Source organism: Streptomyces sp. (genome assembly GCF_036566765.1).
GTDB lineage: Bacteria > Actinomycetota > Actinomycetes > Streptomycetales > Streptomycetaceae > Streptomyces.
Map to the genome: position 1 here is coordinate 1 of NZ_DATCVQ010000336.1, position 22,809 is coordinate 22,809.

The 22,809-nt window shown below is 71.5% G+C and carries 20 protein-coding genes, 1 pseudogene and 1 riboswitch; of the genes and pseudogenes, 7 read left to right on the plus strand and 14 right to left on the minus strand.

Translation table 11 applies throughout. The features are described from left to right. The 8 genes and pseudogenes from VIU94_RS19810 to ribD form a co-directional block, all read right to left on the minus strand. Positions 1-177, minus strand: a pseudogene (locus VIU94_RS19810) (PH domain-containing protein); the annotation flags it as partial. Between the two features lie 14 nt (positions 178-191). Continuing rightward, positions 192-1,040, minus strand: a complete 849-nt coding sequence (gene hisG / locus VIU94_RS19815) for an ATP phosphoribosyltransferase (RefSeq protein ID WP_331913168.1) — start codon at positions 1,038-1,040, stop codon at positions 192-194. Positions 1,041-1,129: 89 nt separating this feature from the next. Then, the gene (locus VIU94_RS19820) at positions 1,130-1,411 is read right to left on the minus strand and encodes a phosphoribosyl-ATP diphosphatase (protein ID WP_309049467.1); all 282 of its coding nucleotides are present in this window, start codon (positions 1,409-1,411) and stop codon (positions 1,130-1,132) included. A gap of 34 nt (positions 1,412-1,445) precedes the next feature. After that, positions 1,446-1,931, minus strand: coding sequence for a 6,7-dimethyl-8-ribityllumazine synthase (gene ribH, locus VIU94_RS19825; protein ID WP_024760819.1), 486 nt, complete (start codon positions 1,929-1,931; stop codon positions 1,446-1,448). 30 nt (positions 1,932-1,961) lie between these two features. After that, positions 1,962-3,239, minus strand: a complete 1,278-nt coding sequence (locus tag VIU94_RS19830; protein ID WP_331913169.1) for a bifunctional 3,4-dihydroxy-2-butanone-4-phosphate synthase/GTP cyclohydrolase II — start codon at positions 3,237-3,239, stop codon at positions 1,962-1,964. Between the two features lie 91 nt (positions 3,240-3,330). Then, complete coding sequence (locus VIU94_RS19835; protein ID WP_331913191.1) at positions 3,331-3,921, minus strand: nicotinamide mononucleotide transporter family protein; 591 nt, start codon at positions 3,919-3,921, stop codon at positions 3,331-3,333. Positions 3,922-3,965: 44 nt separating this feature from the next. Next, positions 3,966-4,574, minus strand: coding sequence for a riboflavin synthase (locus tag VIU94_RS19840; protein WP_331913170.1), 609 nt, complete (start codon positions 4,572-4,574; stop codon positions 3,966-3,968). 2 nt (positions 4,575-4,576) lie between these two features. Continuing rightward, a complete protein-coding gene (ribD, locus tag VIU94_RS19845) occupies positions 4,577-5,656 on the minus strand; it encodes a bifunctional diaminohydroxyphosphoribosylaminopyrimidine deaminase/5-amino-6-(5-phosphoribosylamino)uracil reductase RibD (protein ID WP_331913171.1) in 1,080 nt (359 codons plus the stop codon). 179 nt (positions 5,657-5,835) lie between these two features. Then, a riboswitch (FMN riboswitch) is annotated at positions 5,836-5,965 on the minus strand. Positions 5,966-6,207: 242 nt separating this feature from the next. On the opposite strand from ribD, the gene VIU94_RS19850 reads away from it, so the two are divergent. Together VIU94_RS19850 and VIU94_RS19855 are read left to right on the plus strand one after the other, a co-directional pair. Next, positions 6,208-8,577, plus strand: a complete 2,370-nt coding sequence (locus VIU94_RS19850) for a chitinase C-terminal domain-containing protein (RefSeq protein WP_331913172.1) — start codon at positions 6,208-6,210, stop codon at positions 8,575-8,577. 60 nt (positions 8,578-8,637) lie between these two features. Then, a complete protein-coding gene (locus VIU94_RS19855; protein WP_331913173.1) occupies positions 8,638-9,378 on the plus strand; it encodes an SDR family oxidoreductase in 741 nt (246 codons plus the stop codon). 24 nt (positions 9,379-9,402) lie between these two features. Here VIU94_RS19855 and VIU94_RS19860 read toward each other — a convergent pair whose 3' ends face one another. Then, positions 9,403-10,539 carry an ROK family transcriptional regulator gene (locus tag VIU94_RS19860; RefSeq protein WP_331913174.1) on the minus strand — a complete coding sequence of 379 codons (1,137 nt, stop codon included), beginning with the start codon at positions 10,537-10,539 and terminating at the stop codon, positions 9,403-9,405. A gap of 147 nt (positions 10,540-10,686) precedes the next feature. Here VIU94_RS19860 and VIU94_RS19865 point away from each other — a divergent pair, with 147 nt between their 5' ends. The 3 genes from VIU94_RS19865 to VIU94_RS19875 all read left to right on the plus strand — a co-directional run bounded on the left by VIU94_RS19865 (position 10,687) and on the right by VIU94_RS19875 (position 14,193). Then, positions 10,687-11,895, plus strand: a complete 1,209-nt coding sequence (locus VIU94_RS19865; RefSeq protein ID WP_331913175.1) for an MFS transporter — start codon at positions 10,687-10,689, stop codon at positions 11,893-11,895. A gap of 134 nt (positions 11,896-12,029) precedes the next feature. Continuing rightward, positions 12,030-13,430 carry a uracil-xanthine permease family protein gene (locus VIU94_RS19870; protein WP_331913176.1) on the plus strand — a complete coding sequence of 467 codons (1,401 nt, stop codon included), beginning with the start codon at positions 12,030-12,032 and terminating at the stop codon, positions 13,428-13,430. A 73-nt stretch (positions 13,431-13,503) separates the two neighbouring features. Beyond that, on the plus strand, positions 13,504-14,193 hold the full coding sequence (locus VIU94_RS19875; RefSeq protein ID WP_331913177.1) for a DUF5995 family protein: 690 nt from the start codon (positions 13,504-13,506) through the stop codon (positions 14,191-14,193). 55 nt (positions 14,194-14,248) lie between these two features. Here VIU94_RS19875 and VIU94_RS19880 read toward each other — a convergent pair whose 3' ends face one another. Both VIU94_RS19880 and VIU94_RS19885 read right to left on the minus strand, forming a co-directional pair. Then, entirely contained in the window at positions 14,249-15,958 is a 1,710-nt protein-coding gene (locus tag VIU94_RS19880) for a flavin monoamine oxidase family protein (RefSeq protein WP_331913178.1), read from the minus strand. Between the two features lie 50 nt (positions 15,959-16,008). Further along, complete coding sequence (locus VIU94_RS19885; protein WP_331913179.1) at positions 16,009-16,806, minus strand: carbon-nitrogen hydrolase family protein; 798 nt, start codon at positions 16,804-16,806, stop codon at positions 16,009-16,011. A gap of 278 nt (positions 16,807-17,084) precedes the next feature. On the opposite strand from VIU94_RS19885, the gene VIU94_RS19890 reads away from it, so the two are divergent. Then, the gene (locus VIU94_RS19890; RefSeq protein WP_331913180.1) at positions 17,085-17,648 is read left to right on the plus strand and encodes a Repetin; all 564 of its coding nucleotides are present in this window, start codon (positions 17,085-17,087) and stop codon (positions 17,646-17,648) included. Positions 17,649-17,736: 88 nt separating this feature from the next. Here the strand turns inward: VIU94_RS19890 and VIU94_RS19895 are convergent, their stop codons facing one another. Continuing rightward, positions 17,737-18,192 (minus strand): Lrp/AsnC family transcriptional regulator, encoded by a 456-nt coding sequence (locus VIU94_RS19895; RefSeq protein WP_331913181.1) that lies wholly within the window; start codon positions 18,190-18,192, stop codon positions 17,737-17,739. 10 nt (positions 18,193-18,202) lie between these two features. Next, positions 18,203-19,675 (minus strand): amino acid permease, encoded by a 1,473-nt coding sequence (locus tag VIU94_RS19900; RefSeq protein WP_331913182.1) that lies wholly within the window; start codon positions 19,673-19,675, stop codon positions 18,203-18,205. A 373-nt stretch (positions 19,676-20,048) separates the two neighbouring features. Here VIU94_RS19900 and VIU94_RS19905 point away from each other — a divergent pair, with 373 nt between their 5' ends. Beyond that, complete coding sequence (locus tag VIU94_RS19905; RefSeq protein ID WP_331913183.1) at positions 20,049-21,065, plus strand: GDSL-type esterase/lipase family protein; 1,017 nt, start codon at positions 20,049-20,051, stop codon at positions 21,063-21,065. Positions 21,066-21,205: 140 nt separating this feature from the next. Here the strand turns inward: VIU94_RS19905 and VIU94_RS19910 are convergent, their stop codons facing one another. Further along, positions 21,206-22,648 carry a GuaB1 family IMP dehydrogenase-related protein gene (locus VIU94_RS19910; RefSeq protein WP_331913184.1) on the minus strand — a complete coding sequence of 481 codons (1,443 nt, stop codon included), beginning with the start codon at positions 22,646-22,648 and terminating at the stop codon, positions 21,206-21,208. Between the last annotated feature and the right edge of the window lie 161 nt (positions 22,649-22,809).

Consider the following 22,809-nt stretch of genomic DNA (forward strand, 5'->3'; position numbering starts at 1 on the left):
GAGCAGCGCGGTGAAGATGAAGCTGCTCCGCTCCCCCGCGCTGAGCTTTTCGAGCAGCAGGGCGACCGCGGTGATCACGGCGAACATCACCGCGCCCACGGTCAGCAGGACGACCCGGGTGCGGGTGGGCCTGAACGTGACCGGAAGCGCGGGGATTTGGGGCGCGTCGGCGGACATGGTCTCCGGCATTCTCAGAGCCTGCAGGCGTGGATGGCCGTGGTGAGGATCGCCCGCGCGCCGAGCTCGTACAGGTCGTCCATGATCCGCTGGGCCTCCTTGGCGGCGACCATGGAACGGACGGCGACCCAGCCCTCGTGGTGCAGCGGGGAGATGGTCGGCGACTCCAGGCCCGGGGTGAGGGCCACCGCGCGCTCCAGGTGCTCGACGCGGCAGTCGTAGTCCATCATCACGTAGCTGCGGGCCACCAGGACGCCCTGGAGGCGGCGCAGGAACTGCTCGGCCTGCGGGCTCTCGGCGTCGGTGCCGTTGCCCCGGATGACGACGGCCTCGGAGGTGAGGATCGGCTCGCCGATGACCTCGAGGCCGGCGTTGCGCAGGCTGGTGCCGGTCTCGACGACGTCCGCGATGATCTGGGCGACGCCGAGCTGGATGGCGGTCTCGACCGCGCCGTCCAGGTGGACGACGGAGGCGTCGATGCCCAGGTCGGCGAGGTGCTTGGCGACGATGCCCTCGTACGAGGTCGCGATCGTCATGCCCTGGAAGTCCTCGGGGCCCTTCGCCGTGCCGGGCTTGGTGGCGTAGCGAAAGGTGGAGCGGCCGAAGTTCAGCGGCAGGATCTCCTCGGCGCTCGCGCCGGAGTCGAGCAGCAGGTCACGGCCGGTGATGCCGATGTCGAGCTTGCCCGAGGAGACGTAGATCGCGATGTCCTTGGGGCGGAGGTAGAAGAACTCCACCCCGTTCTCGGGGTCGACGACCACGAGCTCCTTGGACTCCTTGCGCTGCCGGTAGCCCGCCTCATGGAGCATCTCCATCGCAGGTCCGGAGAGAGAACCCTTGTTGGGGACGGCGATGCGCAGCATGGGGTGGGCTTCCTTTGCCTCAGGAGTTTCGGGGATGGGGGTCCCCCCTGCTCGAGCGAAGCCGCGAGCTTGGGGGAGGTGCTCGGTGCTCAGAGGTGGGCGTAGACGTCGTCGAGCGAGATCCCGCGGGCGACCATCATCACCTGGACGTGGTACAGCAGCTGCGAGATCTCCTCGGCGGCGGCTTCCTTGCCCTCGTACTCGGCAGCCATCCAGACCTCGGCGGCCTCCTCGACGACCTTCTTGCCGATCGCATGGACGCCCTTGTCCACCAGTTCCGCGGTGCGGGAGGTGGCGGGGTCGCCGGTCTCGGCCTTGAGCTTGAGCTCGGCGAAGAGCTCTTCGAAGCTCTTACGGGTTTCGTTCGCCATGATGGTCCTAAGAGTACGGGGTGAGAATCGGCACTCAGCGCCAGGGTTCGCTGACCGTGCGCAGCGTCGTCGCGGTGGCGACGGCGGCGGTGACGGCCTCGTGGCCCTTGTCCTCGCTCGACCCCTCGAGGCCGGCCCGGTCCAGGGCCTGCTCCTCGTTGTCCACGGTCAGGACGCCGAAGCCGACGGGTACGCCGGTGTCGATCGAGACCTGGGTGAGGCCGTGGGTGACGCCCTGGCACACGTACTCGAAGTGCGGCGTTCCGCCGCGGATGACGACGCCGAGGGCGACGATGGCATCGTAACCGCGACCGGCGAGTACCTTCGCCACGACCGGGAGCTCGAAGCTGCCCGGGACGCGCAGCAGGGTCGGCTCGTCGATGCCGAGCTCGGAGAGGGCGCGCAGGGCGCCGTCGACGAGACCGTCCATGATCTTCTCGTGCCACTGGGCAGCGATCACCGCGACCCGGAGGTCGCCGCAGTTCTTCACGCTGAGGACGGGTGCGCCCTTGCCGCTCATGTTTCTCCTTGTTCCGTACTGATCGCTGACTTACTGGTTGCCGCAGGTGGAGGCGCTCGCGCCGTCCAGCCAGGGCAGGTCGTGCCCCATCCGGTCCCGCTTGGTGGTCAGGTAGCGCAGGTTGTGCTCGCCCGCCTGGACCGGCATGGGCTCGCGGCCCTCGACCTTGAGGCCGTGCCGGGTGAGGGCGTCGATCTTGTCGGGGTTGTTGGTCATCAGCCGGAGGCTGCGGACGCCGAGGTCGGCGAGGATCTGCGCGCCGGCCGCGTAGTCGCGGGCGTCGGCGGGCAGCCCGAGCTCCAGGTTGGCGTCGAGGGTGTCGCGGCCGCGCTCCTGGAGCTCGTACGCGCGCAGCTTGGACAGCAGGCCGATGCCGCGGCCCTCGTGGCCGCGCAGGTAGACGACCACGCCGCGGCCGGCCTCGGTGATCCGCTCCATGGAGGCCTGCAGCTGAGGGCCGCAGTCGCAGCGCAGCGAGTGGAAGATGTCGCCGGTCAGGCACTCGGAGTGGACCCGGACCAGGACGTCCTCGCCGTCGCCGATCTCGCCGTGGACGAGGGCGATGTGCTCGACGCCGTCGACGATGGAGCGGTAGCCGTACGCGGTGAAGTCGCCGTGCGCGGTGGGCAGGGCGACCTCGGCCTCGCGGCGGACGGTCGGCTCGGCGGAGCGGCGGTAGGCGATCAGGTCCTCGATGGAGATGATCGTGAGGCCGTGCTTGCGGGCGAACGGGATCAGCTCGGGCAGCCGGAGCATGACGCCGTCCTCGCCGGCGATCTCCACGATCGCGCCGGCCGGGCGCAGGCCGGCCAGCCGGGCCAGGTCGACCGCGGCCTCGGTGTGGCCGTTGCGGACCAGGACGCCGCCTTCCTTGGCGCGCAGCGGGAAGATGTGGCCGGGCCGGACGAAGTCGCCGGGCTCGTACTCCCCGCTGGCGAGCATCTGCAGGGTGATGGCGCGGTCGGCGGCGGAGATGCCGGTGGTGACGCCGTGCGAGGGGCCGGCGTCGACGGAGACGGTGAAGGCGGTCCGCATCGACTCGGTGTTGTGCTCGACCATCTGCGGCAGCTGGAGGCGCTCCAGCTCGTCGCTCTCCATGGGCGCGCAGATCAGGCCGCGGCACTCGCTCATCATGAAGGCGACGACCTCGGGGGTGGCCTTCTCGGCCGCGATGACGAGGTCGCCCTCGTTCTCGCGGTCCTCGTCGTCGACCACGACGACGGGGCGGCCCGCGGCGATGTCGCGGATGGCCTGCTCGACGGGGTCGAGGGCCAGGTCGTCGTTGTCCCAGATCGGCAGCGCGCTCATGCCGCACCCCTTTCGTTCGCTTCTCCGCCTGCGCGGCGCATTGGTGCGGGCTTCGATGTCAGCTGCGGCCCGGTGGCCGCGCACGCGTCGCTCACAGCATGGCTCCTTCCAGAGCGGGGGCCGTACGCGTCCGGAGCCACCAGTCGCGCATGCCCCAGATGACGAGGGCGAAGTAGATCACGTAGACGATCCCGGAGAAGGCGAGACCGCTGTTGAACGCGAGGGGCACGCCGACCAGGTCGACGAGGAGCCAGGCGAACCAGAACTCGACCAGACCGCGGGCCTGGGCGACCATCGCGACCAGCGTGCCGACGAAGATGTACGCGTCGGCCCACGGGCTCCAGGAGAGCGACGGGTAGAGCGTGAACAGCCCGCCGACGGCGAGGGTGCCGAGGACCGCCCCGGCGAGGAGCAGCCCGCGCTCCTTCCAGCTGGCGAAGCGGACGGCGATGGAGCCGTCCTGGGCCTGCTGCCTGCCGCGGGTCCACTGCCACCAGCCCCAGCCCGCGACGGCGATGACCAGGAGCTGCTTGCCGACGCCGCCGCTGAGGTGGGCGGAGGCGTACGCGCCGACGAGGATCAGGCCGGACAGCAGCTGGGCGGGCCAGGTGAGGACAGAGCGCCGCCAGCCGAGGGCGAGGGCGACCAGTCCGATCGTGTTGCCGATCATGTCGGACCACATGATGTGCTGCCCGAGGACGGTGAACGCCTCGGAGTTGAGCCAGTTCACTTGACGGTCTCCTGGGCGTTCGGGCCGAGCAGCCGCTCGACGTACTTGGCGATGACGTCGACCTCGAGGTTGACCGGGTCGCCGCTCTGCTTGATGCCGAGCGTGGTCAGCGCGAGGGTGGTGGGGATGAGGCTGACGGTGAACCAGTCCTCGGCGGCCTCCACGACGGTGAGGCTGATGCCGTCGACCGTGATGGAGCCCTTCTCGACGACGTACTTGGACAGGTGCGCGGGCAGCGCGATCCTGACGATCTCCCAGTTCTCGGAGGGGGTCCGGTCGAGGACGCTGCCGGTGCCGTCCACGTGGCCCTGGACGATGTGTCCGCCGAGGCGGTCGCCTACGGCCATCGGGCGCTCCAGGTTGACCCGGGAGCCGACCTCCAGCGCGCCGAGCGAGGAGCGCTTCAGGGTCTCGGCCATGACGTCGGCGGTGAACTCGCCGTCGCCGGACTCCACGACCGTCAGACAGACGCCGTTGACGGCGATGGAGTCGCCGTGCTTGGCGTCCTGCGTCACGAGGGGGCCGCGCAGTCGGAAGCGGGACGCGTCGTCCAGCTTCTCGACGGCGGTGACCTCACCCAGTTCTTCGACGATTCCGGTGAACACGGTCAGCGCTCCTTGGGAGTTGCGGTGATGCGGAGGTCGGGGCCGATGCGGACGGTCTCGGTGATGTCGAGCCGCAACGCTCGGGTGATGGTGGTGATTCCGGCGTCGACGAGGGCCGCGGGGCCCGCGCCGAGGAGGACGGGGGCGAGGTAGCCGACGACCTGGTCGACGGCTCCGCCGAGGACGAATGCGCCCGTGAGGGTGGGGCCGCCTTCGAGGAGGATCGAGCGCACACCCCGTGCGTACAGCCGCGGGAGCAGGTCGTGCACACCGATGCGGCCGTCGTGCAGGGGCAGCCGGAGCAGTTCGACGCCGGGCAGGTGCCGGGTGTCTGCGTCCTCCCCCACGACGAGGAGGGTGGGCGCGGCGTCGTCGAGGACGCGGGCGGTCGGCAGGATCGTGGCGCGCGTGTCGATGGCGACCCGCAGCGGCTGGACGGCCCCCTCGATGCCGCGGACGGCGAGGTGCGGGTCGTCCGCGCGCAGTGTCCCGCCGCCGACGACCACGGCGTCGGCCTCGGCGCGCAGCCGGTGCACGTCGGCCCGGGACTCGGCGGAGCTGATCCAGCGGGAGGTGCCGTCGGCGGCGGCGATCCGGCCGTCGAGCGTGGCGGCGTACTTCCAGCGGACGAAGGGGCGGCCTCGGCGCACGGACGTCAGCCAGGCGATGTTGACCGCCTCGGCCTCGTCCGCCAGAAGGCCCTGCTCGACCTCGACACCGGCCGCGCGCAGGACGTCCGCGCCCCCGCTGGCCTGCGGGTTCGGGTCGCCGACCGCGTACACGACGCGGCTGATCCCGGCCTCGATCAGGGCCTGGGCGCAGGGGCCGGTGCGGCCGGTGTGGGCGCAGGGTTCGAGGGTGACGTACGCGGTGCCGCCGCGAGCGAGGGCGCCGGCCGCGCGCAGGGCGTGGACCTCGGCGTGCGGGCCGCCTGCGCGCTGATGCCAGCCCTCGCCGACCTGGTGGCCGGAGGCGTCGAGGACGACGCAGCCGACGACGGGGTTGGGGCTGGTGGAGCCGAGGCCGCGGGCGGCGAGCGTGACGGCGCGCCGCATGGCGGTGATGTCGGCCTGGTCTGCCACCGGGTCCTCCTGCCTCTTCGGGCACGGACTCCGGGGCCTGTCGATGACGACAGAGAGCGGGAACAACGCCTCGCAGGGGGGACGACAAGGCCGGATACGCCGGATCGCCGCGCGCGCCGGACAAGCCGACGGCGACGATCAGCGCAATACGGCTTGCGTACCCGAAAGAGGGTCGCCCGCCGCGCACTGCCTCCCATCCGGACTTTCACCGTCGGTCCAGGAATCTCACCTGGTCAACCGGCCGCTGGCTGCGGACGGGTCGCGGACTATACCGCCGGTTCGGAATTACACCGACCCCGGAGTGCGCTGCTGCTGATACAGGGCCAGTGTGCCACGGGCGGCCGTCGGCCATAAGGGCACCCCCTGTGGGCTGGCTCACAACAGGCGGGAATCGCCGACTTTGGTCCAGACCTATTGACCAACTGGTCTAGTCCTCTTAATCTCCGTGTCACCTCCGAGGTACGGCCCGTCGGCGTGCGCACTCCACGGGCCCAACACGACCCACCCCCTTGTTCGTTGTGTTCAGCCGACCTCCCCTGGAGGAACCGATCGTGCCGTCCCCCACGAAGCAGAGAGTCACGCTGCTCGCGTCCGGCCTCGCCGCCGCCGGACTGCTGTTCAGCTCGCTCTCCGGCGGAGTCTCGTACGCCGCCGACAACGAGAGCTGTCGCCCGGACGGGCTGTACAAGACAGCGGGCGTCGACGTCCCGTACTGCTCGGTCTACGACACCGAGGGCCGCGAGAAGATGGGCGCGGACCACCAGCGCCGGGTCATCGGCTACTTCACCGGCTGGCGCACCGGCAAGAACGGCGAGCCGGCCTACCTCGCGGACGACATCCCGTGGGACAAGGTCACCCATGTCAACTACGCCTTCGGGCACATCGGTTCCGACAACAAGCTGTCGGTCGGCACGGACGGACCGAACAACGCCGCCACCGGGATGACCTGGCCGGGCGTCGCGGGCGCGGAGATGGACCCCGCGTACGCCTACAAGGGCCATTTCAACCTGCTCAACAAGTTCAAGAAGCAGCACCCGGACGTCAAGACGCTGATCTCGGTCGGCGGCTGGGCGGAGACCGGCGGCTACTTCGACGACAACGGCGCCCGGGTGAACTCCGGCGGGTTCTACTCGATGGCGACCAACGCCGACGGCTCGGTCAACCAGGCCGGCATCGACACCTTCGCGGACTCGGCCGTCGCGTTCATCAAGAAGTACGGCTTCAACGGCGTCGACATCGACTACGAGTACCCGACGACGATGAAGGACGCCGGCAACCCGCTCGACTGGCAGCTCTCCAACGCCCGCCGCGCGGGCCTGGTCAAGGGCTACGACGCGCTGATGAAGTCGCTGCGCGAGAAGCTCGACCGGGCCGGCGCCGCCGACGGCAGGCACTACCTGCTGACCGTCGCCGCGCCCTCGTCCGGCTACCTGCTGCGCGGCATGGAGACCTTCCAGATGCAGCGGTATCTGGACTACGTCAACATCATGTCCTACGACCTGCACGGCGCCTGGAACGAGTACGTCGGCCCCAACGCCTCGCTCTTCGACGACGGCAAGGACGCCGAGCTGGCCGCCGCGGGCGTCTACGGCTCCGCGCAGTACGGCGGCATCGGCTACCTCAATACCGACTGGGCGTACCACTACTTCCGCGGCTCGATGCCGGCCGGCCGGATCAACATCGGCCTGCCGTACTACACCCGCGGCCACAAGAACGTGCAGGGTGGCGTCGACGGCCTGTGGGGCAAGGCCGCCGCGACGACCTGCCCGGCCGGCTCCGGCCTGACCAAGTGCGGCGACGGCGCGGTCGGCATCGACAACCTGTGGCACGACAAGGACACCGGCGGCGCGGAGTCGCCGGCCGGCTCCAACCCGATGTGGCACGCCAAGAACCTGGAGAAGGGGATCGTCGGCGACTACGTCACCCAGTACGGCTTCCCCGCGAACACCACGCTGACCGGCACGTACGCCCGCAAGTACGACGCCGCCCTGGTCGCGCCGTGGCTGTGGAACGCCCAGAAGAAGGTCTTCCTGTCGACGGAGGACGAGCAGTCGGTCGCCGCGAAGGCCGACTACGTGGTGGACCGCGGCATCGGCGGCACCATGGTCTGGGAGATGGCCGGCGACTACGCCTGGAACGCGGCCAAGGGCCAGTACGAGATGGGCTCCACGCTCACCTCGCTGATGTACGACAAGTTCAAGGCGGCCGCCCCGTACGGCGCGAAGAAGGCCGGCCAGGCGCTGCCGACGCAGGCGGTGAACGTGGGCGTGGAGTTCGGCGAGTTCAAGCTCGGCGACTCCAACTACCCGATCACCCCGAAGCTGAAGATCACCAACAACACGAAGGCGACGCTGCCGGGCGGCACGGAGTTCCAGTTCGACTACGCGACCGCCGCTCCGGGGAACGCCTCCGACCAGTCCGGTTTCGGTACGAAGGTGATCAGCAGCGATCACACGGGCACCAACGTGGGCGGACTGAAGGGGAACTTCCACCGGGTGTCGCTGAAGCTCCCGGCCTGGCAGTCGCTGGCTCCGGGCGCGTCGGTGGACCTGGCGTTCAACTACTACCTGCCGGTGTCCACCCCGTCGAACTGGACGGTCAGCGTCAATGGCACGCCGTACGCACTCGCGGGTGACCTGGCGCGCGGGACGACGGTGGTCGAGCCGGGCGGCGCGACGCCCACGCCGACGCCGACACCGACGCCCACGCCCACGCCGACGCCGACGCCCACACCGACGCCGACGCCGACCGACCCGGGCGGCTCCTGCAGCGCGCCCGCGTACGTGGCCGGGCAGGTCTACAACTCGGGCAACCAGGTCTCCCACAAGGGCCACACCTGGAAGGCCAAGTGGTGGACGCAGAACGAGGAGCCCGGCACCACCGGCGAATGGGGCGTCTGGCAGGACCTCGGCGCCTGCTGAACCCGCTCCCCGCCGCGGCCCGCACGTGCGGGCCGCGGCGACGGCGTTCACGCTGGAGACATGAGCACGATCCTGGTGACCGGCGGCACCGGCATGCTGGGCCGGCCGGTCTGCGACGCGCTCCGCGGGGACGGACACGAGGTGCGCGTGCTGAGCAGGCACAGCCCGCCGTACGCCGTCGACCTGCGCGAGGGCGGGCCGCTCGTGGACAGTGCCGTCGACGGCGTGGACGCGGTCGTGCACTGCACCAACATCCTGCGCGGCGACGCGCGGGCGGCCGGGAACCTGATCGAGGCCGCGCAGCGGGCCGGCGTGCCGCATCTCGTGTACATCTCGATCGTCGGCGTGGACCGCATGCCGTACGCCCATCTGAAGGCCAAGTACGTCATAGAGCGGCTGATCGAACGGTCCGGGCTCGGATGGACCGTGCTGCGGGCCACCCAGTTCCACGACCTGGTCCTGCAGCTCCTGGAGGGCCTGGCGAAGCCGCCGGTCATGCTGCTGCCGAAGGGCGTGTCCCTCCAGCCGGTGGAGAAGACGGAGGCCGCCGCCCGGCTCGCGGAGCTGGCGACCGGTCCCCCCGTCGGCCGGGCCGAGGACCTCGGCGGACCGGAGATCCGTCGCCTCACCGACCTGGCCGACGCCTATCTGACGGCGGCGGGCAAAGAGCGCCGGCTGATCGAGCTCCCGCTGCCGGGCCGCCTGTACCGGGGCTTCCGGAACGGCGACCAGCTCGCACCGGACCGCGCGCTGGGGCGGGTGACCTTCGAGGAGTTCCTCGCGCAACGCTTCGGCGGCTAGGGCGCTTCAACCGCCGGACCGGCCCTAGGGCGCACCCGGCCCGAAGAGGTCGTCCTGCGCCGCGTCGCGGGCTCTGAGCAGCGCGCCGCGGAGCACCGCGCCGTCGCCGAGGGCGGTCGGCCGGACCTCGGTGCGCAGCGGGGAGAGGACCGCGAGGCGGGCCTCGACGCGGGCCGCGAGGGCTGTCCCGCCCGCGTGGCCGTTCTCGCCGCCGAGGACGACGCACCCGGGGTCGAGGACCGAGACGACCGCCGCCGCCCCGACCGCCAGCCGATCGGCGAGGGCGTCGAGGAACGCGCCGTCGCCTGAGGCCAGGGCCGTACGGGGGTCGAGCCCGTGTCGTACCGCGAGCGCATCGACCGCCGCCGCGCAGACCAGCTCGTGGAAGCCGCCCGCGCAGTCCGTGGCCGAGGGCAGCCCGGAGGTGCCCGGCACCGGCAGGAAGCCCAGCTCGCCCGCGCCGCCGGAGGCGCCGCGGCGCAGCCGGCCGTCGAGGACGACGGCCGCGCCGACCCCTTGGCCGAGCCAGATCAGGACGAAGGTGTCGCGGTCGCGGGCCGCGCCGACGCGCTGCTCGGCGACGGCGGCCAGGTTGGTCTCGTTCTCGATCAGGACGGTCGCGGGGACCTGCCGCTGCAGCGCCGGCACGAGTCGCCGGTGCCAGGCGGGCAGGCCCGAGGAGTCGTTCAGCTCCCCCGTCGCCGGGTCGATCAGGCCGGGCGCCCCGATGCCGACGCTGTGCAGGCGGGTGACGCCCGCTTCCTTCGCGGTGCGCTCCAACAGCGCGACCGCCCGCTCCACCGCCGCTTCGGATCCGTCGTCGTCGCCGATGGGCACGGACGCCTCGGCGAGCGTCGCGCCGAGCAGGTCGGCGACGACGACGGAGACCGAGTCGGTGCGCACGTCGAGCGCGGCGAGGTGGGCCCGGTCGGCGACGATCCCGTACAGCTTGGCGTTGGGGCCGCGGCGCTCCGCGCCGGACTCCCCCACGATCCGGACCAGTCCGGAGTCCTGGAGCCGCTCGACGAGGTCGGCCACGGTGGGCCGGGACAGTCCGGTCAGCGTCTTCAGTTGTGTCGCCGTCAACGGGCCCTCGTCCTGGAGCAGGCCCAGGGCGAGCCGGTCGTTGATGGCCCGGGCGGTGCTCGGGGATGCGGCCATGCGGGGATCCTCTCAGACGCTCGTGCGCCGTCTCCGTTGACCAGTCTATTTATCAGGCAGGGTTCCTGATAGTTTACGCCGCTAGCTGGCAAAGGCCCGTGGAGGCCCCTCCGTGGGCGCCTCCATCGAGGGGACAGGGAGGGACCCATGACGGGTGAGACCGTCTTCAGTACCGAGCGGCTGCGGCGTGCCCGATTCGCCGTAGCCGCCGTCTTCTGCGTGCACGGCGCGGTCACCGGCAGCTTCGCCACCCGCATCCCGTGGATCCAGGAGCACGCGGGCGTCAGCGCGGGCCAGTTGGGCCTGGCGCTCGCCTTCCCGGCCGTCGGCGCGTCCCTGGCGATGCCGCTGGCCGCGGCGATCAGCCACCGCTTCGGCGCGCGCACCGCGCTGCGCGGCCTGCTCGTCCTCTGGACGGCGGCGCTGATCCTGCCCTCGCTCGCCCCGAACGTGTACGGGCTGTGCGCCGCGCTGTTCGTGTACGGGGCGACCGCGGGCATGTCCGACGTGGCGATGAACGCGCTCGGCGTCGAGACCGAGAACCGGCTCGGCAAGTCGATCATGTCCAGCCTGCACGGCATGTGGAGCGCGGGGGCGCTGATCGGCTCCGCCGCCGGCACCGTCGCCGCCCACCTGGGCGCGGACGCCCGACTGCACCACCTGCTCGCCGCCGTGGTGCTCACCGCGCTCGGCCTGCTCTTCTGCCAGGGCGTGCTCGACCTGCACAGCGCCCCCGACGAGGAGCCGCCGCCGCACTTCGCGCTGCCGCCGAAGTCGGCGCTGGTCATCGGCGCGATCGGGTTCTGCGGGGTGTTCGCGGAGGGCGCGAGCCTGGACTGGTCGGCGGTCTATCTCAAGGACGAACTCGGCGCGTCGGCCGGCCTCGCGGCCGCCTCCACCACCGCGTTCGCGCTGACCATGACGGTGGCCCGGCTGGTCGGCGACCGGGTCGTCGACCGCTTCGGCCCGGTCCGTACGGTCCGGGTCGGCGGCGCGGCCGCGACGCTCGGCGGGGTCCTGGTGGTCCTCGCCCCGCATCCGGCGACCGCCATGGCTGGTTTCGGGCTCATGGGCCTCGGCGTCGCGGTCGTCGTCCCGCTGGCCTTCGCGGCGGCGGCGCGCAGCGGCCCCAACCCGAGCCAGGCCATCGCGGGCGTGGCGACGATCACGTACACCTCGGGCCTGATCGCCCCCTCGGCGATCGGCGGCATCGCCGACGCGACCTCGCTGACCTTCTCGTTCGGCCTGGTCACGCTGCTCGCCCTGGGCCTGGTCGCGGGCGCGGGCGTGCTCCGGTCGGGCGGCCGGGCACCGGCGAAGGCAGCGGCGGCCGAGACCGTGCCGGATCCCCGCTGACCTGCGGCGCACTACCATATGGCTGATCTTTTTCGGCCTGACCCGGCCGCCAGAACCTTTCGGCCATGACGCGGCCGGCCAGAACGCTTCGGCCATGACGCGGCGGGGCCGCACCGGAGAACGGGAGTGACCATATGAACCTCGGCGTGCGCTGGAGTCTGCACGGCGACGGGAAGACACCCGCTCCCGGCGCCGTCGTCCGCCCGGACGAACGGCTCTCCTGGCCGCGCACGGTCGGCCTCGGGGCCCAGCACGTGGTGGCCATGTTCGGCGCGTCCTTCGTGGCGCCCGTGCTGATGGGGCTCGACCCGAACCTGGCGATCATGATGTCCGGGTTCGCGACGATCATCTTCCTGCTCGCGACCCGCGGGACGGTCCCGTCGTACCTCGGCTGTTCGCTCTCGTTCGTCGGCGTCGCCGCGGCGATCCGGGCCTCCGGCGGCACCAGCGCCACGGTCACCGGAGCGGTGTTCGTCGTCGGCGCGGTGCTCTTCCTGGCCGGCCTCGCGGTGCGGAAGTTCGGCGCGCGGATCATCCATGCGACGATGCCGCCGATCGTGACCGGCGCGGTCGTCATGCTGATCGGCTTCAACCTGGCGCCGGTGACGGCGTCCGTGTACTGGCCGCAGGACCAGTGGACCGCGCTCCTGGTGATGCTGTTCACCGGTCTCGCCGTGGTCTGCCTGCGCGGCTTCTGGTCGCGGATCGCGATCTTCCTGGGTCTGGTCTTCGGCTACGGGATCTCGTGGGTCTTCGACCTGGTCTTCGGCAAGATCCACTCGATGGGTCCGGCCGGCCAGGTCACCGACCACTGGCGACTGGACCTGTCCGGCGTCGCCAAGGCCGACTGGGTCGGCCTGCCGACCCTGCACGGTCCGAGCTTCGAGTGGTCCGCGATCCTCGTCGCGCTGCCGGTCGTCATCGCACTGATCGCCGAGAACGCCGGGCACGTCAAGGCGGTCGGCGAGATGACCGGCGACTCGCTGGACGACAAGCTGGGCACCGCGATCGCCGCCGACGGCGCCGCGTCGATGCTCTCCACCGCCGTCGGCGGCCCGCCGAACACCACGTACTCCGAGAACATCGGCGTCATGGCCGCCACCCGGGTCTACTCCACCGCCGCCTACTGGGCCGCGGCCGGCTTCGCGCTGCTCTTCGGCCTGTGCCCCAAATTCGGCGCGGTCGTCGCCGCGATCCCGGGCGGCGTGCTCGGCGGCATCACCGTCATCCTGTACGGCATGATCGGCCTGCTCGGCGCGCAGATCTGGATCAACGCCGGGGTCGACCTGCGCAATCCGCTCAATCTGGTGCCGGCCGCGGCGGGCATCGTCATCGGCGTCGGCGGCGTGAAGCTGACCTTCACCGACACCTTCGAGCTCGGCGGGATCGCGCTCGGCACGCTGGTGGTCATCACCGGTTACCACGTGCTGCGGGCCTTCGCCCCGGCCCACATGAAGGAGCAGGAGCCGCTGCTCGACGCGGGCACCAGCTCGTACGAGAGCGGTTCCGAGCAGGAGCCTTCGGCGAAACCCTGAGCGATTCGCCCGTTCCGGTGAGCCCGGGGCCGTGGAGTTCCCTCCCGGCCCCGGCGGCTGGGAACCTGCCCCCATGGCGCAGATCGGGCAATTCATGGCGGTCGACCCCGTGGTGGACCGGATGCGGGCGCTGCGTACGGCCTGGCATCCGGCCGACGGGGTCGCGGTGTTCAACCGGGTCTATCTGACCGTCACCGAGGAGATCGGCCGGGCCGTCGAGGCGGGCGCGTTCGCCGACCGGCGGGCCGCCGCGACCCTCGACGTACGGTTCGCCCGGCGCTATCTGACGGTGGTCGACGCCTTCGCCGCCGGGGCGGCCGTACCGGCCTGCTGGCGGCCGCTGTTCCGCTACCGCCGCCATCCCGGGGTGCGTCCGCTGCAGTTCGCGTTGGCCGGGATCAACGCACACATCGGCCATGACCTCGCCCTGGCGGTGGTGGACACCTGCCGCTCGCTCGACTGCGCGCCGCGGGACCTGGAGGACGAGTTCGACCGGGTCGGCGATCTGCTGGTGCTCCTGGAGGAGCGGATCCGCGAGGAGCTGATGCCCGGCCCGGACCTGCTGGAGATCGCGGACCCGCTCACCCATCTGCTGGGCTGCTGGAGCCTGGAGCGGGCCCGCGACGGGGCCTGGTTCGCGGCCCGCTCGCTGTGGCAGCTGCGCGGACTGCCCGACCTGGCCGAGGAGTTCACGGAACGCCTCGACCGGTCGGTGGGTCTGGTGGGGCGGATGCTGCTGACGCCGCTCGCACGGTGCGGCTGATCGCTGTCGCGACCGCTCACGCGCCGGTGCGGCCGCCCCACTGCCCCAACGTGCCTCAGTCCTCCGGAAGTTCCACCGGGGCGATCTCGTCGTACACGTCGCCCGGGCCCGGGTTGGTGGCGTCGGTCGCGCCGCCGAAGTGGTGCATCACGCCCCACACCGCGTTGAGGGCGGTCTGCACCGCGCCCTCGGCCCAGCCGGCCGTCCAGGAGATGTCGTCGCCGGCGAGGAAGATGCCCCGCTTGTCCTCGGGCAGCCGGTCCTGCATGAAATGCGTGAACAGGCGGCGCTGGTAGCGGTAGTGGCCCGGCAGGTTGGCCTTGAACGCGCCCATGAAGTAGGGCTCGTTCTCCCAGGAGACCGTCACCGGGTTGCCGATGATGTGCTTCCGGATGTCGACCTTCGGGTAGATCTCGCCGAGCGACTTCAGCATGACCTCCATCCGCTCGTTCGCGGACAGCGGCAGCCACTTCAGGCTGTCGTCGCACCAGGTGTACGAGAGGCAGATCGTGGCCGGCTTGTCCGGGCCGTCGTCCAGAAGGTACGTGCCACGGGTCATCCGGTCGGTCAGCGTCATCGACATGACGTCCCGGCCCGTCGGATTTCCCCTGTCGTCGACGGCCTTGTCCAGCCAGAACGGCCGGTCCACGGGCACGAAGAGCTTCGAGGACTCCATGTAGTGGGTGCGCTCGATCGCCGTCCAGTGGTCGATCGGGAAGAGCGAGTCGTCGCAGGCGATCTTGGAGAGCAGCATCCAGGACTGGGCGGTGAAGATCGCCGCCTGGTACGTGCGGATGTCGCCGGACGCGTCGGTGACCGTGATCCGGTTGCCGGCGGCGCGGTTCAGCCGGGTGACGGCCGGCCGCGGGTCGCCCTCGTGCAGCGACCGCAGCGAGGTGCCCTGCGCCCAGTGGACGATCTTCTGCGGCTCGCGCTCCCACAGCCGCAGCGGCAGCTGCTGCGAGCCGCCGTCGATGCCGCGGTGGTGGTCGTCGGCCTCGGTGTAGACGACGCGGAGGATCTCCAGGATGGAGTTCGGGAAGTCGGTGTCCCAGCCGCCGGTGCCGAAGCCGACCTGGCCGAAGATCTCCCGGTGCCGGAAGGACTTGAAGGACTCGGACTCGCACAGGAAGCCGTAGAAGGTCTGGTTGTCGAGCTTCTCGACGAGCTTCGCCCAGATCTCGCGGATGCGCGGGACGTCGCGCTCGCGCATGGCCTGGTTCATGTCGGAGAAGTCGGCGCCCTCGTCGAGGCACTTGTTCCAGGCGGCGGCCACGTCGCGGTAGACCTGCGGGAGGTCGTCGACGGTCTCGGCGTAGTGCGACTCACCCTTGAGGTCGACGACGGTCGACGGGGTGGACTCGGCCAGCGGGTTCGGGAACGGCGAGGTCGTCAGGCCGACCAGGTCGATGTAGTGCTGCAGCGCCGTGGAGGAGGGCGGGAAGCGCATCGCGCCCATCTCCGCCGTCAGCCCCTCGGTCTCCGGGCCCTCGAAGCCGACGGTGCGCAGCCGGCCGCCGATCTGGTCGGCCTCGTAGACGACGGGCTTGAGGCCCATCTTCATCAGCTCGTACGCGGCGATGACGCCCGACAGACCGCCGCCGATGACCGCGACCTCGGCGCCGTGCTCGGTCGCGGGTATCTGGCCGAGACCGGCCGGGTGGGCCAGGAAGTCGTCGTACGCGTACGGGAAGTCCGGACCGAACATGGTGATCGGCGGCTGCGCGTCGGTGTGCTGGACGGCGGTGGGCACCGTGGACGTCATGAGGTCGGACTCCTTGCGGGACTTACGGGGGAGGGAGAAAGGCTGGGGGCTCAGGTGAGGCTGGAGTAGAGGCCGGGGCGGCGGTCGCGCAGATACGGGTTGGCGGCCCTGGAGGCGGCCAGGAACTCCGGGTCGACGTCGCCGACGACCAGCTCCTCGCCGCGGCCCGCCCGGGCGCGGACCGTGCCGTCGGGCCCGGCCAGCGCGGACAGGCCGACGAAGTCGAAGGGGCCCTCGGGTCCGGTCCGGTTCACGTACGCCACGTACATCTGGTTCTCGAAGGCGCGCACGGGGATCACGGACTCGGCGACGAAGGCGAAGGGGTGCATCTGCGCGGTCGGCACGGCCAGGAGGTCGGTCCCGGCGAGCGCGTGGGCCCGGACGTTCTCCGGGAACTCGACGTCGTAGCAGATCATCAGGCCGAGGGTGAGGCCGCCCAGCTCCGCCTGGACGACGGGCTCGTCGCCGGGCGTGAACCACTTCTCCTCGAAGTCGCCGTAGAGGTGGGTCTTGCGGTACTGCGCGAGCCGCGCGCCGTCGGCGCCGGTCAGCTGCGCGGCGTTGTACAGGGTCTCGCCCGCGCGCTCGGGGTAGCCGTGCACGATCGCGACGCCGTGCCGTGCCGCGATGGCGGCGACGCCCTGGGCCCCGGAGCCGTCCGCGGGCTCGGCCAGCCGGGCGAGGTCCTCGCCGACGGCGTACCCGGTGAGGAACAGCTCGGAGGTGATCAGCAGCCCGGCGCCCGCGGAGGCGGCCCGACCGGCCGCGGCGTCCAGGACGGCGAGGTTCGCGGGGACGTCCCCGGGCACGCCGGAGCTCTGGAGCAGGGCGGTGCGCAGCGGCGGCATGGGCGAACCTCGGTCGGGTGACGTGCGGGTAGCGGGGAGACGTCAAAACGGTACGGTTCGGGCTCCGGCCGGGACAAGGCGAGACCGTTGCGGACCGACCGTCGAACCGTTGCGCGGTTTCCCTGGTGCACGGCGATTCGTTGCGCGGCCCTTCCTCCCGAGGTCGTACGGCTCCCCCGCCGCGCGGCGGAGGGGAACCGTCCCCAGGCCGGACGCCCGGCGGGGAGGCGGGCGGAAGAGTGGTCGTCGTCCGGTTGACCAGCCGAAAGGACCGCATCATGAACCGCCGTACGAAGATCGCCGCCGTTGCCGCCGCGTTGCTGATGACCGCGGGGGCGGCGGGCTCCGCCGTCGCCTCGGGGGACGGCGCGGGGGGCGGTGGGCGCGGCGAGCGGGACGGGGCGGCGCTGACCGGCTCCGCGAAGCTCTACCGGCCGGCCGGGGACGACATCACGATGAGCTTCGACGCGCACCTGGCGAAGGACGCGTGGCCGTCGGAGGCGACGGGCACCTTCAGCTTCAGCCACTACAAGGGGGAGTTCGCGGCGGCGGCCGATGTGAAGGTCGACTGCCTGGCCACGGGCGGCAAGGTGGCCGTGGTGACGGGCGTGATCACCCGCGGGGAGGGGCTGCTCGCCCCGGCCGTCGGCAAGCGCGTCGGCATCTCCGTGCACGACACGGGCAAGGGCCGGGACCGTCTGGGCTACAGCTGGATGGCGTCCAACAACCCGCTGAAGGACGAGGTGCCGAAGTGCACCAGCGGCGCTCCCTTCGAGCGGACGAAGGAGGGCACCGGCGACCTCAGGGTGCTGCCGTGGCAGTTCGAGTACCCGACCGAGTAGTCCACGAACCGCCCCACGGGGGTGGGCGGGCGGAGCGCGGTGCGGGAACCACGGCCCGCACCGCCCCGGCCTCCCGCGGCCCGCGGGGCTACGCGGGGGAGCCGGAGGAGAACCGTCGCAGCAGCGGCGACAGCACCAGGACCGACTTGGTGCGCTCCACGAACGGCTCCCCCGCGATCCGCTCCAGGACCCGCTCGAAGTGCCGCATGTCGGAGGAGAAGACCTGGACGACGGCGTCCGCGTCGCCGGTGACGGTCGACGCGGACACCACCTCGGGGTACCGCTCCAGACCTCGCCGGATGTCGTCCGGCGAGGTGTTGTGGCGACAGTAGATCTCGACGAAGCCCTCGGTCTCCCAGCCGAGCGCCGCCGGGTCCACCCGGACGGTGAACCCGGTGATGGCGCCCTCGGCCCGCAGCCGGTCCACCCGCCGCTTCACGGCGGGGGCGGACAGGCCGACGAGGGAGCCGATGTCGGCGTACGAGCGGCGGGCGTCCTCCGCGAGGGCGTGGACGATGCGTTCGTCGAGGTCGTTGAGTCGCACTACGGGTGGATCACTTCTCTGCTGAGGCTTCGGTGGCCAGACGGGAGCGGCGCATGCCGTACAGGAAGTAGAACACGAGCCCGGCGGCCATCCAGCAACCGAAGACCACCCAGGTGACGACGTCGAGGCTGAACATGTTGTACGCGCAGAACAGGAAGCCGAGCACCGGGAACAGCCAGCCGAGCGGCACCCTGAAGGTGCGGGGCATGTCCGGGCGGGTGTAGCGCAGCACGATGACCGCGATGTTGACCAGGCCGAAGGCGAACAGGGTGCCGATGCTGGTGGCGTCGACGAGCTTGCCCAGCGGGATGACGGAGGCCAGCGCGCCGCAGAACAGCGACACGATCACGGTGTTCACGCGCGGGGTGCCGGTCTTGGGGTTGACCTTGGCGAAGACCTTGGGCACCAGACCGTCGCGGGACATCGCGAACAGGACGCGGGTCTGGCCGTAGAGCACGGTCAGCACGACGCTGGCGATGGAGATGACGGCGCCGAGGGCGAGCAGGGTGCCGAAGAAGGTCTGGCCGGTGACGTCGTTCATGATCGCCGCGAGGGTCGCCTCGGAGCCCTCGAAGTCCTTCCAGTTCCACGCGCCGACGGCGACGGCGGCGACCAGGACGTAGAGGACCGTGACGATGAGCAGCGAGAGCATGATCGCGCGGGGCAGGTCGCGCTTCGGGTCCTTCGCCTCCTCACCGGCGGTGGAGGCGGCGTCGAAGCCGATGTACGAGAAGAAGAGGCTGGCGCCGGCGGCGCTGACGCCCGCCATGCCGAGCGGCATGAAGTCGGCGTAGTTGCCGGACTTGAAGCCCATGAAGCCGATGGCGCAGAACAGCACCAGGGCGGCGATCTTCACGAACACCATGATGGTGTTGACCAGGGCGGACTCGCGGGCGCCGCCGAGCAGGAAGACCATCGCGAGCAGCACCACGATCAGACCGGGCAGGTTGATCACGCCGCCCTCGCCGGGGGCCGAGGAGAGCATGGCGGGGATGGTGACGCCGATGGTGCCGTCGAGCAGCTCGTTGAGGTACTCGCCCCAGCCGACCGCGACCGCGGCGACGGAGACGCCGTACTCCAGGACCAGGCACCAGCCGCAGACCCAGGCGACGAGTTCGCCCATCGTTGCGTACGCATACGAGTACGAGGAACCGGCCACCGGGATGGCGCCGGCCAGCTCGGCGTACGAGAGGGCGGAGAAGAGCGCGGTGAGGCCGGCGATGACGAAGGCCAGGGTGACCGCGGGGCCGGCCTTGGGGACGGCGTCGCCGAGGACGACGAAGATGCCGGTGCCGAGCGTGGCACCGATGCTGATCATGGTCAGCTGCCACATGGAGAGCGAGCGGCGGAGCGAGCCGCCCTCGCCCTGGCCACCCTCGGCGACCAGGCGTTCTACCGGCTTGCGCCGAGTCAGGGCGGAGAGCCCGGAAGTCTTGCGGGCGGTCGAATCGTCGACCGTTGGGGCTGCGCCGTGGTCCAGCACTGCGGAGGCTCCTTATCGCTGCCTGTCGAGAAGACGACGACCGCGGCGGCGCGTGGGCGTGCGAACGCAAGCCCACGAGGAAGGGGAACCGCCGAGCAGGCGGTCGACGCCACTCCTGGTACGGGGCACGAGCCTAAGGGCTGAGCGGTTGCGCTTGTAATGCAGGGTTGTTGCGCACTGGCAGATGATCATTGCGCACTTGCCGCACAGACGGGGAAACATTGCGCCCCGCTGCACGAATCCACACATCGGGGTCGGACGGGGTCCCTCGGGAGCACGGCGGCGACACCCCGGCGACTCCTTCGCGACACCCTCTGCGACACCCCCTCGCGGGCATTGACTCCGCAGGGCCGATGACCCACCCTGCACAGCCATGGACCGGGACGGGACATGGCGGGACGCCGGGCCCTTTCTGCGGGGCACGGCCTGGTTCGACGAGCGCGGCCGGGCGGTGCGCGCGGACCCGGGGGACCTGGACCGGCTCCCCTGGGACGCGGCCGAGCGGGCCGCGCTGCCGATCGGCGTACGCCTGGAGTTCACGGCCTCCCCGGGCACCCGGGCGGTCGCGGTCCACTACCGCGCGCGGGTCCCCGAGCGGGCCGACGCGCTGCGCGAGCTGGCGCACTGCTTCGCGCTCTGGGAGGGCGGCCGGCTGGTCGGCGAGACCTTCGCCCGGCCGGCCGAGGACGCCGTGGTCACCCTCGAACTCCCGCCCCGCACCGGCCCGTTCACGATCCATCCGCCGGATCCCGCGGCTCCTCGGCTGCTCCGCCTGCGGGCGCTGGGGGGCGCGGTCGCGCCCGCCCCGGCGCGGCCCCGCTGGGTGGTGCACGGCGACTCGATCACGGAGGGCTGGTGGTCGACCCGCCCCGCGCTCTCCTGGCCGGCCGCCGCCGGCCGCGCGCTCCGGCTCGACGCGGTCAATCTCGGCTACGCGGGGGCGGCGCGCGGCGAGCTGGCGACCGCGGAGCAGCTGGCGGCGCTGCCCGCCGATCTGCTGACGCTCGCCTTCGGCACGAACTGCTGGGGCCGGAGCCCGCACGACGCGCCGCTGCTGTACGAGACCACCCGCGCGTTCCTGGCGCTGGTCCGCGCCGGCCAGCCGCGTACGCCGCTGCTGCTGCTCTCCCCCGTGCTGCGCCCGGAGGCCGAAGCGACCCGGAACGCGCTGGGCGCGACCCTGGCGGAGCTGCGTACGGCCATGGAGGAGGCCGTACGCGACCGTGTGGCGGCCGGCGACGCCCGCCTCGCCCTCCTGCCCGGCCGCGACCTCCTGACGCCCCAGGACCTCGCCGACGGCCTCCACCCCAACGACCGCGGCCACGCCCGCCTGGCTGCGGCGGTCGCGGGGGCGCTGCGCGCCGCGGGCTTCGTCGAACGGGCCGGCTGACCCCGACAGGACGTGCCGGCTGACCCCGATGCGTGCCGGCTGACCCCGATGCGTGCCAGCTGACCCCGGGAACGCCGAGGGCCCCCGGGAGGAGTTCCTCCCGGGGGCCCTCGTGAGCTCTGACAGAACCCGCTGCCGGACTAGCTCCAGCTGGCGTGCAGCGGCTTGCCCTCGGCGTAGCCGGCGGCGCTCTGGATGCCGACCACGGCCTTCTCCTCGAACTCGGCCAGCGAGGCCGCGCCCGCGTAGGTGCAGGAGGAGCGGACGCCCGCGATGATCGAGTCGATCAGGTCCTCGACGCCCGGGCGGGCCGGGTCGAGGAACATCCGCGAGGTGGAGATGCCCTCCTCGAACAGCGCCTTGCGAGCCCGGTCGTACGCGGACTCCTCGCTGGTGCGGTTCTTCACGGCACGCGCGGAGGCCATGCCGAAGGACTCCTTGTACGCACGCCCCTGGGCGTCGTGCTGGAGGTCGCCCGGGGACTCGAAGGTGCCGGCGAACCAGGAGCCGATCATCACGTTGGACGCGCCGGCGGCGAGCGCCATGGCGACATCGCGCGGGTGCCGGACGCCGCCGTCGGCCCAGACGTGCTTGCCGTACTTCTTCGCCTCGGCGGCGCACTCCATCACGGCGGAGAACTGCGGCCGGCCGACGCCGGTCATCATGCGGGTGGTGCACATGGCGCCGGGGCCGACACCGACCTTGATGATGTCCGCGCCCGCGTCGATGAGGTCCTTGACGCCCTCGGCGGCGACGATGTTGCCGGCGACGATCGGCACCTGCGGGTCAAGGGCGCGCACGGCCTTGATCGCGGCGATCATCGACTCCTGGTGGCCGTGCGCCGTGTCGATGACGAGCGTGTCGACGCCCGCATCGAGGAGCTGCTTGGCCTTGCCCACGAAGTCGCCGTTGATGCCGACGGCGGCAGCGATGCGCAGCTTGCCGTTCGCGTCGACGGCCGGGCTGTACAGGGTCGCGCGGAGCGCGCCCTTGCGGGTCAGGATGCCGACCAGGCGGCCGTCGCCGTCCACCGCCGGGGCGTAGCGGCGGTTGGCGTGGTCCAGCCTGTTGAACGCCTCGCGCGGCTCGATGTCCGCGTCGAGCAGCAGCAGGTCCTTGGACATGACCTCGGACAGCTGGGTGAAACGGTCGACGCCGGTCAGGTCCGCGTCGGTGACGACGCCGACGGGGCGACGCTCGGCGTCCACCACGACGCCGGCCTCGTGCGCCCGCTTGGGCAGCAGCGCGAGGGCGTCGGCGACGGTCTGGTGCGGCTCCAGGACGATCGGGGTGTCCAGGACGAGGTGGCGGCTCTTGACCCAGGAGATGACGTCGGTGACGACCTCGATCGGGATGTCCTGAGGGATCACGACGATGCCGCCGCGACGGGCGACCGTCTCGGCCATCCGGCGGCCGGCGATGGCGGTCATGTTGGCCACGACCAGCGGGATCGTGGTCCCGGTGCCGTCGGGCGAAGCGAGGTCCACGGCCTGACGGGAACCCACGGCCGAACGGCTCGGCACCATGAAGACATCGTCGTACGTCAGGTCGTACGGCGGCTTGACGTCATTGAGGAAACGCACGTGCTGAACATCCCAGTCGATCGGATCGGCCCCTAGGCATTTCAGCCAGGGGAAAAAGCACGTAGTTCATTGTCCCACGGCGACCCGAACCTCCGACCCGGGCGCATCATCCAGAGCTTGCGCCCTCCGGATTGTCGGATCCTCCAAGAGGGTCGTGCACG

Coding starts and splice junctions, on each gene's coding strand:
- VIU94_RS19890 (WP_331913180.1), top strand. CDS start 17,085: ATGAACCGCCGTACGAAGATCGCCGCCGTTGCCGCCGCGTTGCTGATG.
- ribH (WP_024760819.1), bottom strand. CDS start 1,931: ATGAGCGGCAAGGGCGCACCCGTCCTCAGCGTGAAGAACTGCGGCGAC.
- VIU94_RS19865 (WP_331913175.1), top strand. CDS start 10,687: ATGACGGGTGAGACCGTCTTCAGTACCGAGCGGCTGCGGCGTGCCCGA.
- VIU94_RS19830 (WP_331913169.1), bottom strand. CDS start 3,239: ATGAGCGCGCTGCCGATCTGGGACAACGACGACCTGGCCCTCGACCCC.
- hisG (WP_331913168.1), bottom strand. CDS start 1,040: ATGCTGCGCATCGCCGTCCCCAACAAGGGTTCTCTCTCCGGACCTGCG.
- VIU94_RS19860 (WP_331913174.1), bottom strand. CDS start 10,539: ATGGCCGCATCCCCGAGCACCGCCCGGGCCATCAACGACCGGCTCGCC.
- VIU94_RS19875 (WP_331913177.1), top strand. CDS start 13,504: ATGGCGCAGATCGGGCAATTCATGGCGGTCGACCCCGTGGTGGACCGG.
- VIU94_RS19905 (WP_331913183.1), top strand. CDS start 20,049: ATGGACCGGGACGGGACATGGCGGGACGCCGGGCCCTTTCTGCGGGGC.
- VIU94_RS19870 (WP_331913176.1), top strand. CDS start 12,030: ATGAACCTCGGCGTGCGCTGGAGTCTGCACGGCGACGGGAAGACACCC.
- VIU94_RS19835 (WP_331913191.1), bottom strand. CDS start 3,921: ATGTGGTCCGACATGATCGGCAACACGATCGGACTGGTCGCCCTCGCC.
- VIU94_RS19820 (WP_309049467.1), bottom strand. CDS start 1,411: ATGGCGAACGAAACCCGTAAGAGCTTCGAAGAGCTCTTCGCCGAGCTC.
- VIU94_RS19880 (WP_331913178.1), bottom strand. CDS start 15,958: ATGACGTCCACGGTGCCCACCGCCGTCCAGCACACCGACGCGCAGCCG.
- VIU94_RS19885 (WP_331913179.1), bottom strand. CDS start 16,806: ATGCCGCCGCTGCGCACCGCCCTGCTCCAGAGCTCCGGCGTGCCCGGG.
- VIU94_RS19855 (WP_331913173.1), top strand. CDS start 8,638: ATGAGCACGATCCTGGTGACCGGCGGCACCGGCATGCTGGGCCGGCCG.